Raw genomic sequence first — 15,362 nt, 5'->3', positions numbered from 1 at the left:
ATGGTGTCCCATAAAAACACCTATGAAAAAAGCTCACAGAAAGGCGTACAATACACCTACCTGCGAGCCTTCCCTTATTCTGCCGCTTCCAGTACCAATCCGACATATTCCTCATCGCTCATGTTTTCCAGTTTTTTCACAACACGTACCGACAATTCCACCAGATCATCATCGTCGATATGCTCGACTGCCTTGTGAATATCCTTAATTACTTTTGTTCTGCTGTCACTCTGGAAAATGCATATCAGATTTGTTTCTTCAACCGTAAATGTATTATTCATATTCCTATATTTCCTCCCTGTTCGTCTTTTTAGTTTTATCCTGCTCTTTGGAATCTTTATTTTTCTCCTGTGCCACTTCCTTCTGTTTTGCTGCAAGTCGCTCCTTTAAGCAAGAACGAGCCTGCGGCTTTTCCTGCTGTTCTTTTTTTTCTTCCTCACGATTGAATTTCTCCACGCCATTGTTGAGCCTGTCATCAATCATGTTGTAATTCTGTTCCTCAATCTCCTCGATTTTGGCAAGTGGCTTATATTCTGCCAGCTTTGCAAGCAATTCCTTTGCCTGTCTTTCGCTGTCTGCATCTATCCCCTCATCAATAGATATCTGCAAAAAAATTTGTAATGGCTTTACATTGCCACTTCTTATATCATTTGCAATCATCTGAACCTGTGCTTCCCTGTCCGGCACCGAATCTCTGTATTCAAAAGTGTCAATATCATAGGATAACTGGTCAAGCTCTGCCGCAAGTGTCTGTATCTTCTGCTCTTTTGTCTCCATATCAATCACATCTTTCTCCGGATATGCCGCAATCAGCTTTTTAATTGCGTCTTGCACCTTTGGTGTGTCACGAAGATCCGGTGTGTAATTCAGGAAATCAACATCAATACACTTTCCACTCAAAATGTCCACCTGCTCATCTTCCCATTCTTCTGTCCCTTCAACGTGCATATTAACACCAATCGAAGGAATCCCATGCATCTGGGATGGATCAATGGCATTATAGAGTTTCATAGCTTCTTCTATCGTTTCAATGCCCTCATGGTATTCGCCCATATTGTGAAATTCTCCACACTCAGCAACCGTAAATGTAATATGGACTGTCTCTGGTTCAATCACAGGCTCTTTTTCCAGTTCAGAAACCACTTTTTCTTCTGATACAGGTGCGTTTTGTTCCTGCACCAATTCTCTCCCCTGCGTGACAAGCTGATTGTTGATCTGCTCCTGCTGTGCCTTATCCTGCAGGTAGGTTTCCACCTCAGGCAGATAAGTCTCCAGTGTTCCGGTTCTGCCCTCTGTAATTGGGTTAATATCCACCTGAATACCAGCGATATAAATGCTGTCCTCATGTAGCATATTGAAAAGGTCATCTTCTCTGGTAGAGCCTGTGTATTCCACAACTACATCCAAATCCGAATTATCCTGTTCAAGACCTCTGCATCGGCTCCCGGATACCACTACATCTACAATCTGTGCGTACAGTCCATACTCATCAATCTGCGACTGCACATAGGCATATACCGTCTTTTCAATATCATCCGCACTTTGTCCGTCCAGACTGTGAAACAATTCTTCTGTCTTTGCCCGAAAACCTGCAACCACATCCGGATTGTTCTCTCTAAATTCTGCCTGCTTCGCTTCCAAGTCCGCCTGTTCTACTTCCTCCGCTTTTTCTGAAAGCTCCTCATAATCTACAATCTCGACCTCAGAACCCGCATATACTTCTCCCTGCAAATATTCGTCACGATAATACTGCTCTGTAACCGCTGAAAAGCGTGGTTCCTTCAGGTCTGCGATTACCATATCCATTGCTCTTTGAATCGTAATATCCGGATTATCATAAACACCACCATCGAGTAAATGATACTGCTCATTCAGAATGGAGTAATCGTATCCCTCATCACATTCATGCATAAGGATATAGCGGTCTGCGATATGTACCGCAAGCTCTGTCTGTATTTCGTTCTCCTTACCTTCCAATGTCAGCATAAACTTCGGCAGTTCCGTAAATCCAAAAGAATCAACAAAGTGTGCGCTGTTCTCGCCATCCTCATGCAGTACTACAATATCACTGACCGAAAGAGAGTGTGCCTTATAATCTGCCGGGTGATCAATATTGAACTTTGTATAGATTGCTTCCAATGTTTCCGATTGTGTCTGTCCCTGCAATTCTGCAAGTTCTCCCATATACACGAGCTTATAATTCTCCGGTGATACAGCATCAAAATTGTCCTTGGTTATTCCCATACGCTTCAGGTTTTCCGTTCCCTCAAAACGAAATTTATCCAGTTTAGGATCATCCCTTAACTGATAAATGCCATATTTATCGGTATTTCCATACAAGAGCTGTGCTTCCCTGTTGGAATCACTCTCTGTAATTTCTTCCTGCATCATCTGGAGCTTTCGTTCATTCAGCCAGTCTCCCTTTTCAATACCGCACATCCCGTCATGTTTCTCAATCTGTTTTCTGTCGGATACAGTAGTCTCTGAGACGTCCGTATGCAGAAGATACACAGGCAGATCATGGTCAAATAGTTCTATTGCCCTTTCCTGTGTCAGAGGAAACATTTCATTCCATGTATAGCCATATTCCTGCATTTCGGATATACTGATCATGCTATCCGGAAGTGCGTCGATTTCTGCCTGTGCATCAATCATTGCTAATGCAACATCCTGATTTCCATCCACTTCCTGTGCATAGATATGTTCTGCAAGCTCCCTTGTTTTCTCCACATTCCCCAGCTTGTACGCATAATTTACAATCAAATTTCTTTTATCATCGGAAAAAGCTGGCTGTCCATGTTCCAACCGATTAATGATATGCTCTGCCTATTGCATGGCAGACAGTTCCTCCACATCCGTCAGATCTGCGTCAAAATTGTATTCATAATCCCAAAAGTCCGACATATTTCCATTTAATCCCTTACTACTGGACGCAAGTAACGTAATTTTCGCTCCCTGCTTTTCCATATATGAAAGGTAATTTCCATCCCATTCATTTTCATCCAGAGCAGCCATATCTTCGAGAATTTTCCCAACATCTTCCCTCGACATATTTGTGATTTTTAAGACCTCCCATTCGCTTTCAAAGGCGGAAGCGAACTTAACAACCACATCATCGGCATTGATTGGTTCCATTGCCTTATCATAGACCGCCTTCCTCTCCTTCATATCAATCAGCTCATCCGTATCCGTGTTATAACGCACATCCAGATGATACTCTCCGTACTCTCTGGAATCCTGATTGCCAATTTCCGTTGTCCATGCACCCTTGCTTTCCAAATACGCCTGTATGCTCAACTTGTCGTCATCCGTCATTTCTGATAGTGCCTGCATCAGTTCCAGTCTGTCCATACCATAAACATCAAGCAGACTAAACTCTGAAAGGTCGGTATTCTGTATCAAAAGAATATTTTCCTTTGTATGTTCCTGCGATACTTCACTGTCCCTTTGCAATTCCTGTAATTGTTTCTCTATCCCGGTAATCAGTTCCGAAGCGGTTCTCCGTATCGTATCCATGGAAGATCTAAGTTCTTTGGTATCTCTTCCGCTACTCCATCCTGCAATGTACCCAAAGGAATAATCGGAGGTGTCAACTCCGAAATGCTGGCAAACAGTATAAGCTATGCTCTCCGCTTCCACCTCTTTGGTATTGCGGTCTTTTTTCATCTGCTCACCCTGCTCCACTTCCTTGCTATGAAGTTTGGAATGAGCCACCTCATGAATCATGGTCTTTAAAGTCTGGCTCTCGCTCATGTTTTCCTGTACCGCAATCCGTTTTGCTTCTCTGTCATAATAGCCTTTGGAATCTCCGGCTATCTCCTCCAATTCAATCGGTACTGGTGAAATGGCTTCTACTGCACGAATCAAATCCTGATACCCTTCCACATCTGAAAGAAGCTCCTTTGCGGCAAGTTCCGGTATCGGCTTTCCATCCGTCTGAGATAGGTCAAAAACGGATACTGCCCGAAATGCCGGAATTGTTATCTCGACTTCCTCTTTCTGTGGATTTCCGTGCTTATCAAGTAAAAGTTCCTGCGTGACCGGATCAATCTTATCCCGTTCCTCTTTGATTTTATAGGGTGCAGGTGCAAGAATACGGATCGCCTTTTCCCCTCTATTTACATGACGCTCAAAATTCTTCTGCCAAGCCTTGTATCCGGCCACTAACGTAGCGTCAGGCTTTTGCATTGCAATTAAGAGCGTATTGTTGAAACTATAATTATGAAATTTTGACATGGTAGCAAGATAATTTCTGTAACTATCACTATTGAATAAGTCCTGCAATCCCTGCTCCAGTTTATCCGTAAGCTCCTGCACACACTGTTTTTCTGTATTATTATCTGCCATAAATGACCTCCATCCTTGTACGATAAAGGGCAGCCACTACGGACTGCCCCTACATCAACTGATATAATTCTTTTTAATATTCCCAACTCAAATAGTGCTGAAAGGTTGGGAATAAACTTGGGAATAAAATAGATTTTCCTATAAGATTTCTTCTTTCTTCTTTGCCTTATCTGCCGCATCCCTTCCTGCAGGTGTCCCGGACACCCTTGCCTTCATTGCTGCGAGCCTTTCTTGCAATGAAGTCCGTTCTGCTGGTCGGTCTGACAACTTACTATCCGTAACCGTTTTTCCAAGGTTACTCTGCTTTGCCGGCATATCAGCGACTTCATCACCTTTTTTATCCACCGATTTCACATCTTCCTGTGATTTTTCCGGTTCTGCAGCATCGTCATCCATGACAATCGCATCATCACCCTTCTCGTCCATGTTAAGCAGGGCATTAAGCTCTGCCAGACGCTCCAGTTTCTCTGAAAGCTCCGCTTCCTGTGGAAATGGCTTTTCTACCTCTGCTTTTGCTGTTTCAAGCTGATGTTCCACATTGGATAGCTTCGTCTGTGCTTCCTCAAGCTGTGCAGGCATGGCTTCCAGTACATTGTTGATACGGGTGATATTGCCAAGTGGATCAGCGCCGGCTTCCATCGGGTGGCTCATGGCTCCTTTGACATTCATTACAAATTTATTGTTGAAAGAATCAAAAGTTACATTCAGCTTAAATCCAAGATATTCCCCTACATCCGCACTGGCATTGATGCCTTTGATTTCCTTACACATGGCTATGATTGCAGTTCCAGCTTCCTTCTTATCGGTGTATGACTTTCCGCCCATCTGCATAAAGAACTGCTCCTTATCCTCCGGCTTATTCTTCGCATATTTTTCTATATCAGCGGTAAAACCTTCGATACGTTCCTTGAAAACAGCGATCTGGTGCGGATAATGCTGTGTGATGTTATCCTCCAGCCTGTACTTCTGACTGGTATGGTTTGCCTTCATCAGCTTTAACTTCGACACCTGAATATCGAGATCCATCTTTTCTTTTATGTGGGGATTGCCTGTGGCAAGTGCCTTGACCTCCGCATAGGAAAGTGCCGCTTCGTCCACATCTTCACAGCTTCGCACCGGGGACTTACTGGTCATAATCTGTCCGATGAATTTCTGCTTATTCTCAATGAGCTGCCACGAATAACTGTCAAACGTACCTTCCGTAACATAACGAAAAATCTTTACCTTATCATTTTGGTTACCCTGTCGTAAGATTCTTCCCTCCTGCTATTCAATGTCAGAAGGACGCCAAGGCACATCCAGATGATGCAGTGCAATCAATCTATCCTGCACATTCGTACCGGCTTCCATTTTGGCGGTGGAACCTAATAAAAAACGAACCTGTCCGCTTCTTACTTTTGCAAACAGCTCCGCTTTTCTTGGTTCTGTATTGGCATCGTGGATAAATGCGATCTCCTGCTCCGGCACTCCTTTTTCCATAAGCTTATTTTTTATATCCTCATAAACATTGAAAGTGCCATCGCCCTTCGGTGTCGATAAATCACAGAAAATCAACTGTGCCGACTTCTGCTCTTTGGTATTTTCCCATATCTCATAGGCTTTCTCCACACAGATTGCCGCTTTGGAATTTTCCTCATCTGGAAGCATATCGTTGAGCAACCTCTGGTCAAGTGCCAGCTTTCTTCCGTCATTGGTAATCTTTAGCATGTTGTCCTCGTAAGGCTGTACCTGCCTGTCCCGGACTGCTTCGGCACGTTCCGCTAGGGACGCTACCATGTCTTTCTGGAACTCGCTCGGCTTTAGAACCACATTTTCATATTCTGCTTCCGGCACAGGAAGTTTTAACATATCCGGTGTCTGAATGTCCGCACTCTCCTTGAAAAGTGCAATCAGCTCCGGCAGATTGAAAAACTTCGCAAATCTTGTCTTTGCCCGGTATCCGGTTCCTTCCGGTGCAAGCTCTATGGCAGTCTGTGTTTCCCCAAAAGAAGCCGCCCATGCGTCAAAATGTCCCAGTCCCAGCTTCTGAAGCGTTCCATACTGAAGATAACGCATATTCGTGTAAAGCTCCGTCATGCTGTTGGAAATTGGCGTTCCGGTCGCAAAAGTTACACCCTTGCCGCCTGTGATTTCATCAAGATACTGGCACTTGGCAAACATATCAGATGACTTCTGTGCTTCTGTCTGTGTGATACCTGCCACATTCCTCATTTTCGTATAAAGGAACAGGTTCTTGTAATTGTGGCTCTCATCCACAAACAGCCTGTCTACACCCAACTGCTCAAAAGTCACGACATTATCCTTACGGCTCTGGTCATTTAACTTGTCAAGCCGCATCTGCAATGCTTTCCTCGATTTTTCCATCTGCTTAATGGTATAACGCTCCCCGTTGTCTCTTTTTGCCTGATCAATAGCAAGCTCAATCTCATCAATCTGTTTTTCGATTGTGGCTGCCTGTCTTTCCTGTGATAACGGGATTTTTTCAAACTGACTATGCCCGATAATAACGGCATCATAATCACCTGTTGCAATACGGGAACAAAATTTCTTACGGTTGGCGGGTTCAAAATCCTTTTTCGTTGCCGCAAGGATATTTGCTCCGGGATATAACCGTAAAAAATCACTTGCCCATTGTTCAGTCAGGTGGTTCGGCACTACAAATAATGACTTCTGGCATAGTCCCAGACGCTTGCTTTCCATTGCCGCCGCTGTCATTTCAAAGGTCTTTCCGGCACCAACGCAGTGTGCAAGCAGGGTATTATCTCCATACAGTACATGAGCAACCGCATTTTTCTGATGCGGCTTTAATTCAATATCCGGTGTCATGCCCGGAAATTTTAGATGCGAACCGTCATATTCTCTTGGTCTGGTGGAATTGAAAAGCTCATTATATTTTGCCACAGGTGTCTACCTGCGTTCCGGATCACGGAATACCCAGTCCTTAAATGCCTCCCTTATTGCTTCCTGCTTCTGGCTTGCAATCATGGTTTCCTTTTTATTGAGGACTCTCTTTTCCTTTCCATCCTCCTCAATGGTGTCATATACTCTCGTATCTTTGAGGTTCAGGGAATCTTCCAGTATCTTATAGGCATTTACCCGGCTTGTACCATAGGTCATGTTTACAAGCGTATTACCAAAGTCTGCATTCTTCCCCTTAATGTTCCACTCTCCGGTTACACCCGAAAACTGCACACCAATCGTATCCCTGCGGAATAAATGTTCCGGTTCTGGAAAATATCACGCATAAAATCATTGATATACTTTGGATCAATCCATGTGGCACCGATACGCACCTCAATCTCCGATGCGTCCAGCTCCCTCGGCTGTACCTGCGTAAGAGCCTGTACATTTGGGGCATATTCCGAGTGATTTTCTGCATAAGTTGCTGCTATGGCAAGTTTCTCACGCACATTTCCGCTGAGATACTGGTCTGCTGTCTCCCACACATCCGTAAGCGGATTCTGGAAAATAACACCACGAAGTTCCTCGGTAAGTGTATCCTTATCTTTTCCGGTAAGCTCTCCCATATAATCAAGGTCGATTTTGGCTTTCTCTGCTAAAGATACTGCCGGCGCTTCACTTGCGGTATCCACACTTGTGACAACCTCTTCCCTTTTAATGGTACGCTTCGTGAACATATCCGCCTTGCCTTTGAAATTGCCCTCATCATCAAGTTTTTCCAAAGAACACAACAGGCAATAACTGCTGTCCTGATTAAAGGCTCTCTTATTCGTCTGTGAATTGATCAGACCATATTTCTTAGAAAAATTATCATACAGGCTGTTAAGCTCTGCCTGCTTTTCCTTGATTGCCGCATCTGAATATTCCTCAAGCTGCATATCAATCAGCTCCTGTGTACAGTTACGGATTGCCACCATGCCCTTGATACGCTCTTTTGCGGTGTCCGATACTTCCACAGGCTTCATCACAGAGTTTTCACGGTAATATACCTCGTTATCGACTACGGTATAGCTGAAATTCTTAACGGACGGATCAGCCGGAATACTCTGCCTGCTCATGTCATCCGCAAGCTCCTCATCCAGATCAATCGTATCAATCTGTCCTGTAATATTTTCAAGTGCTTTTGCTAACTGCTCCGCAAAAGGTCTGCTGTCATCTGCCCTGCAGGTGCTTTCCATGCCATAAGGACCGGATACCATTTCCATCTTTCCTACGATCTGCTCCGGGTGCTCTGCAAAGTAAGCGTTCATTGCAATGCCATCTGCATCCTCTCCCAGATGTACCCAGTCCGGCTCACGCTCCACCATGCGGTCACGCTTCTGGAAAAATAAAATATCCGAAGTCACTTCTGTTCCTGCATTTGCCTTAAATGCGGTGTTCGGAAGTCTCACCGCACCAAGCAGGTCTGCCCGCTGTGCAAGGTATCTTCTGATCTCCGGACTTGTCTTGTCCATGGTTCCCTTGCTTGTGATAAAAGCAACCACACCACCGAGACGCACTTTATCCAACGTCTTTGCAAAGAAATAATCGTGTATCAGGAAATTATTTTTATCATACTGCTTATCTGCCACCTTATACTGACCAAAAGGCACATTTCCGATTGCCACATCAAAGAAATCATTCGGATAATCAGTCTTTTCAAAGCCTTTGATCTGCACATCTGCCTGCGGATAAAGCTGCCTTGCAATGCGTCCGGTAATGCTGTCCAGCTCTACTCCGTAAAGCCTGCTCTCTTTCATGGAATCCGGCATCATACCGAAAAAGTTGCCGATGCCCATGGAAGGCTCCAGTATATTTCCTTTGGAAAATCCCATTTTCTCCAATGTTTCGTACATCTGGCGGATAATGACCGGACTTGTATAATGGGCATTCAAGGTACTCTCCCTTGCAATGCGGTACTCCTCCGGTGATAGCAGTTCCTTTAACTGGTGATATTCTGCTGACCAGTTTGATTTGCTCTCGTCAAACGCATCAGCAAGACCACCCCAACCGACATACTGTGACAAAATCTGCTGTTCTTCCGGTGTTGCATATCTACTTTCGCCCTCGATCTGCTCCAACAGTTTGATTGCTGCAACATTTCTCTGGAATTTTTCTTTTGGAGAACCTTCGCCCAAACGATCATCACTGATATGGTAATTAGCAGCGTTGCTTTTATCCGGTGCAGCCACAGTTTTTTCCTGTACAGTCTTATTCTCCTCTGCTGAAGGTGTAAGCGGCTCCCATTCTCCGGTAAGCACCTGTGACAGCATTTTCTCTGTCTGTCGGTCTGCTTCACCATTCTCCAGACGCTCACGGGCAGACTGCATATCTATACTGTCCAGTTTATCTTCGGTCTGTTCCCTTTCATCAGAAAACTCCGCTTCTGCTTCCCTGCCACTTTCTGCAAGCTCATTGCCCCAGTCCATTGCTTCCTGCAAAGTCGAAAATGTCTCCAATGCCGGACGGGTGGTGTCTGCTGTATCATAAATCGCATATCCGTCCGCTTCCTTATCAATCCAAAGGAATACTCCCTCTGATAAGGTGGCACTCCACTGTGTCGGATTGCCATATTCATCATCTGCATCATGTACCACATACCATGATAATTTCTGTGATTTCTCTTGTGAAAATTCTTGTTGTGGCTCAGTTTCATCCGGCTCTGCGATACCATCCGTCCCCTCAAAGCGTGAAAACACTTCTGCTTCGTGTCGGTCAATATCTTCCTCTGCAATGGCATTGATATAATCGTCCTCTACCTCGCTACGCTCCGGCTTATGGTCGTATTCAAAAGTTTTCCCATTAACCTGTGCATAATAAAAACTGCTGTCCTCAATGCCGTTTCCAAGCAGATATTTCTCTTTTTCACTGCCCCACTCATCAACCGGAATACATTCATATCCATCAATCGTGACTGTTTCCTGTGCTTCTTTCTCTTTTTCCCGAATCACATTGATATATCTTCTTGCCTGATTGGTAAAGCCATCTAACACCGCTGGGTGCGTACTTAAAATCAGGTCATTGTTCTGCCACTCGTTTTCCGCAACGATGCCCTTTGCCCAGTCCTTATTGTTCTGAGAAAAGCGACCGTCATAATCAAAATGCGTAACCGTATTTGCAAGAACAAATTCCACACAGTCAATACCATATTTATCGACGATTTCATCTGCGGTATTCCTCGGAAGCACAAAACCGTTGAATTTCTCAGCAATCAGAGCTTCGATGTCCTTCTTACATTCAAGCCGTTGTCCATGCTCCAGACGGGAAAGCTCACGCTGTCTTGCCTTTTCTGCCTGTTCTTCCTTGTAAGCCTTATAGTTTTCCTTCCCCTGTGGAGATAAGTATTTATCCTCTTTGATCAGCTCACGAAGCCTTTTCTCCACAACATTCCAGTTCAAAAGCACCTTTGCATACGGATTGCCATAACTTCCCTTTTCCAGCCGGATACCTTTTCCGTCATGTTCATTATGGGAATCATCATTGCCCGGAAGTCCACCTGAACCGCCACCGATGCCATATTCTTTTTTCAGAAAGGCTACCGCTTCCTTCTGGTCATGCCCTTCCATGAAATACTCATAAATACGAAAAGCACCATGCTCATATCCACTTCCCCTGCCAAGTGCATAGTCGATTTCATCCTGTGTGATAAAATCTTCCTGCTTCACATCAACAGTATCCGGCAAAGGAAACTCCAGTCTCTCCCTGTCAAGGTCTGCAATCTCCGATAACAGATATTCCGGTGATTTCACATGCCGCCATTTTAGCGTGGCTTCACCAGACGCAAGACGCTCCGCCGCATCTTCCAAGATATTTTTAAGCTGTTACCTGCCCTCATGCTTGGAAAGAAGCTCCATGAGCTTTGCTTCACTTTCCGGATAATTTCCTGCTTTTAAGCCAAGCTCCTCCGGCATTTCATCCATTCCATCTCGCAGGAAGAAATAGATCTGGTTTGCAACCCGATTTCTCTCCTGTGTGTCCACAAGAAATGCTTCACTGGCACTCATATATGTACCATTTTCAATCATAGAGCGGATATTGCTCTCCACATCTTCCCAATCCATCGTGACAATCGGTGTTTCCCTTGCCTGTGTTCCATAGCCGACACTCATACCATGCGCATCGAACCACACCGATACGGGATTGCCGTTAATCTCAAAACCTTTTCCGGTCTGTCCGTACTCATTTTTCAGAAACTCTACCATCTGCTCGGCATTTCTGCCCTCGGTGTACTTTGCAAAAATACGCTTCCTGCTATGCTGTTTTCCTCCGCCACTGCGAAGAATGGTTTCAAGTTCATTCTGTGGCAAAGAAAAAGCAGCGGGCATGGTATATTTCATACTTGCTTCCGCTGCTGCGACTGTTCCGACCTGCTCCTCAAAAGAAGGAAACAGGCTAAGTTGTGTAAAGGTATGTTCCGCTGCGTCTCCCCGGAGAAGATCATCGGTATCTGTTACAGGCTGTATACCAGCTCGCTCAATACCACTTCCTCGGCTCTGCTCTGAATGTTGTTCATCTTCGCTACCCAGAGCATCTGATCGGCTTCCTTGAGCTGTTCGGTCACTCCCTCGGTTGCCGCCATCTGGCTTATCAGCTTCTCCATTCTCTCCTCTGCCTGCTTCTGGATCGTCAGCAGGTGTTCTTTCAATGTCCCTTTCAGAAGAAACGCTGAGTACACGCCCCTGTGGTTCTCCTTCAGATAACTCCCCCTCATCATTCCGTACTTCGTTATCGTTCCCTCCGGCTGAATGTCCGCCTGTAATGTCGGAATCAGATAATCCCCGTTCTTCTCGTATGTCAGATTCATCGCTATTGCCCCTTTCTACGCTGTTTTGATTGTTGTCAATATATTCCTCATATCCGCTCTCGCTTTAACGCATTGTAGTCTATTTCAGAAGTATTTGCAAGTCCTTTCTGCGTTAAATTTTCTGTTTGTTCCTGTTCGTGGCTCCTGTTATATGCCCTTATGGTTCTTCCAATCTCTAAAAGTACCGGTTTTGCAAGCTCATTGGCTGCATCCCCAAGTACCGCAAGGGTATCCATGGAATTAAATTCGTGAATAAAATCAAAAGCAAACTCCGAACCATACTCCTGCATATCTGCACCGCAGGCAGATAAAATTGTAAAGGAAATGCTGTCCGATAATGTCTCCCTCAAGCGGATACCGACATTCTGCTCGTCCAGTCCCTCTAAAAAACTGCCCTCGATCATGTACTGCGAATCCAACAACAATTCCTCATAATAATCTGCCGTAATCCTCTCAGCTATCTCCATAAGTCTTTCTTCAAACAGCTTCTTATCATCTGTGGCACCATAAGTCTGCTCCAAACGCCTAATTACATCTTCCTTATGTTCCTCATGTAATTCCCAAAGTTCCGGATAGCGTCCGATTCTCCTTGCCGCATGGACATCTGAAACATCAAAAACATATTTCAGGCGCTTTCCATGTGCATCATCCTCATCCAAAAGTGCGATACCTTTTGCACCTTTATTTACCCAGCAGTGCATACGCTCATTCCACAGCTCTATGTAAGCACACGCTGTTGCGTCCGGTCTTTGTGCATAGATTAAAAGCTGTTCCCGGAACGGATACTTGTATAATCTCGCCGCTGTAGTAAGGTATTTCATCCATTCCTCACGATTTTTGACAACCTCGGCTGCTGTCTCTTTTGCCAGAGCCGATATAAAATCATATTTTCTCACACAGTTCTCCTTCCTGTCATAGATACGACAAAAAGGCAGCCACATACACTACATGACTGCCTTTCCTTTGCTTCCCGTTACTTTCCTATTCCGTTGTACCGAAGCTGAAAGTCTTACTCTCAGCCACTTTCTTAGGCATAAACCTTGCCTTAACTTCTGCAACCCTCCCCTCTAATGCCTGAAACATAACATTTACCTGTTCCTATGTATACTCATAGGAACCTCGGTTTGCAAGATTTTCCAACCTACCAATGGCATCCACCGCTTTGTTCATGCGGTACTCGCCAATACGGATAAACTTCTCCGCCTTTGTCTCATTTTCTTTTGTTGCAGGCTCACCCTGCATTTCCTCTGTAGTCATTGTTACATTTGTTTCTTCCATGTGTTTTCCTCCGTTTTTGATAAAAAAATAGAGCGTACAGTTTTCCCATACGCTCTGACGCTGTGTTGTTATTTAGTTATGTGTGGTATTAGTGTTGCACCGACAGTCGAGTAGACTAAGACCTCTCAATCTTAGCCCCTCACAGATCCGTACGTGCGGCTTTCCCGCATACGGCTCCTCATAGTAACATTCACTTCAATATAAACAATAGTACGTTTTAGGTTTTGCTAACGGGTAATACTTGAGCATTCCCACAAATCCATTCCATGTGTATGCCCGTCTACAACCTCTCCGATTCATGGCTTTGAATAGAAACTGTTGTACTCTATGCCGGAATGTTGTTATCTTCCGAAAATTCCATGTAACACCATAATACCGATAGTGTCCAATTAGTTTTACGTTCAACTCTTTAATTATTTCTCGCATTGGTCGATTTCGATTATCGTAAATCCAGTTCTTGTATGCTCTAACCTTTTGCTCAAACTTCTTCCTTGAAGTCTGTACCTTTGGCACGAAACCTCCCTTTCGAGTTTTGCTACAGTAGAAGGTAAATCCCAGAAAATCAAATGTTTCAGGCTTACATTATCCTCTTGCTCTACGATTCTGCTCTGCAAATCTCCCAAATTCAATCAGTCTGCTTTTACTACTTTCCAGCTCCAGTCCAAACTTTTCCATTCGTTCCTTTAACTCTTTATAGTATCTTTCAGCTTCTGACTTATATTGAAATCCTGCAACAAAATCATCCGCAAAGTTGACGAGAAAACACTCTCCCTGCATTTCCCTTTGCACCACCAGCTTAAACCACAACGTCAGCACATGATGCATGTATATATTTGCAAGCATCGGACTCATTACTGAGCCTTGTGCCGAACCTTCCTCTGTTGGCTCGAATTTTCCTTGCTCCATTATTCCTGCTTTAAGGTATTTACGTATTAGTCACAATAAGTTCTTATCCTGTATATTCCATTCAAGGAACTTCATCATCCAATCATGGTCGATATGGTCAAAGAAACCTTTGATATCGTCATCTACGATATAGCTGATTTTTCCATAGCCTATCCGTTGGTATACTTCTTTTATTGCTTCGTGACACCCTCTATTCGGTCTGAATCCATACATGCAGTTTAGGAATCTCGGTTCATAAATAGCTCCCAGTATTTTCTTCACTGCCATTTGTACAATCTTATCTTCATAGGAAGCAATCCCTAATGGTCGTTTCTTTCCATTTCCTTTAGGTATATATACCCTCAGTGACGGAAGTGGCTTAAAGGATTTGTTTTTCAACCTCTGTACCAGTTCCTTGATATTTCTATCAAGGTTCTTCCCATACTCATCCTTAGTTACCTTGTCAATTCCGACTGCTTTGTTCCCATCTAATTCCTTATGGCATTGATTTAGCATATCTTCATTTATCAAGTGGTACACTGATGTAAATATAGGATGTTTTGATGTTGCCGATATCTCAGCTATTCTTACTAATTTCGTTTCCATTATTTCCTCCGTCCCTGAGTACGGATAATGTGTCCTCAGTAAGACCTTTACTATGCAATCCCCTTCCCTCCATCGGCATTGCCCGATTTCTACAGTACTATGGGATTGTCCGACCACCTATCATTCATTTGAAATACTCCGTTTTCAGTTGCAATTTCATACTCTTCTTCGAGAAATGGCAGGTTCTCCCCAGTTGATGTGTATTCACAATGTAAAACATGATTGGTTCTCTGACTCCGCAGTGCCACATAACACTCGCCATATCGCATTACATGATATTGTCTTCCGCACCAATTAAGACGTCGACCGACTGAAGTTAATGTTTCGAAGCTCAATCACTATTCAACCCTGCTTTCTTGCTGTCTACGCTTGTCAGATGCCGTTACCGGCATCATCCCAAGACTCGCTATTATCTGGTTGGCTAAACCTTGGATAAACCGGAATCCCACCGGCTTGACTACACACCCTTAGCTGGGCGCACAACTGGAAGTTATCTATTTCT

General features: G+C 44.2%; 8 protein-coding genes and 2 pseudogenes. All 10 read right to left on the bottom strand.

Going from position 1 to position 15,362, the window contains the following annotated elements:
* Positions 1–74: 74 nt before the first annotated feature.
* Positions 75–281, bottom strand: a complete 207-nt coding sequence (locus AALI31_RS01935; RefSeq protein WP_489884844.1) for a transposon-transfer assisting family protein — start codon at positions 279–281, stop codon at positions 75–77.
* A gap of 4 nt (positions 282–285) precedes the next feature.
* Entirely contained in the window at positions 286–2,805 is a 2,520-nt protein-coding gene (locus AALI31_RS01930) for a YodL domain-containing protein (protein WP_489884843.1), read from the bottom strand.
* 21 nt (positions 2,806–2,826) lie between these two features.
* Positions 2,827–4,347, bottom strand: coding sequence for an ArdC-like ssDNA-binding domain-containing protein (locus tag AALI31_RS01925; RefSeq protein ID WP_489884842.1), 1,521 nt, complete (start codon positions 4,345–4,347; stop codon positions 2,827–2,829).
* 138 nt (positions 4,348–4,485) lie between these two features.
* Entirely contained in the window at positions 4,486–5,445 is a 960-nt protein-coding gene (locus AALI31_RS01920) for a helicase (protein ID WP_489884841.1), read from the bottom strand.
* A gap of 543 nt (positions 5,446–5,988) precedes the next feature.
* Positions 5,989–10,853 (bottom strand): annotated as a pseudogene (locus tag AALI31_RS01915) (DUF3849 domain-containing protein); the annotation flags it as partial.
* A gap of 255 nt (positions 10,854–11,108) precedes the next feature.
* On the bottom strand, positions 11,109–11,624 hold the full coding sequence (locus tag AALI31_RS01910; RefSeq protein WP_489884840.1) for a hypothetical protein: 516 nt from the start codon (positions 11,622–11,624) through the stop codon (positions 11,109–11,111).
* Between the two features lie 113 nt (positions 11,625–11,737).
* A complete protein-coding gene (locus AALI31_RS01905) occupies positions 11,738–12,091 on the bottom strand; it encodes a TnpV protein (RefSeq protein WP_489884839.1) in 354 nt (117 codons plus the stop codon).
* Positions 12,092–12,138: 47 nt separating this feature from the next.
* Positions 12,139–12,987 (bottom strand): hypothetical protein, encoded by an 849-nt coding sequence (locus tag AALI31_RS01900; protein ID WP_489884838.1) that lies wholly within the window; start codon positions 12,985–12,987, stop codon positions 12,139–12,141.
* 202 nt (positions 12,988–13,189) lie between these two features.
* Positions 13,190–13,369 (bottom strand): hypothetical protein, encoded by a 180-nt coding sequence (locus AALI31_RS01895; RefSeq protein ID WP_489884837.1) that lies wholly within the window; start codon positions 13,367–13,369, stop codon positions 13,190–13,192.
* A 195-nt stretch (positions 13,370–13,564) separates the two neighbouring features.
* A pseudogene (ltrA, locus tag AALI31_RS01890) lies at positions 13,565–14,860 on the bottom strand (group II intron reverse transcriptase/maturase).
* Positions 14,861–15,362: the final 502 nt, after the last annotated feature.

The sequence above is a fragment of the Anisomitus miae (SeqCode) genome (assembly GCF_054906395.1).
This window is presented reverse-complemented; position numbering and strand designations above follow the sequence as displayed.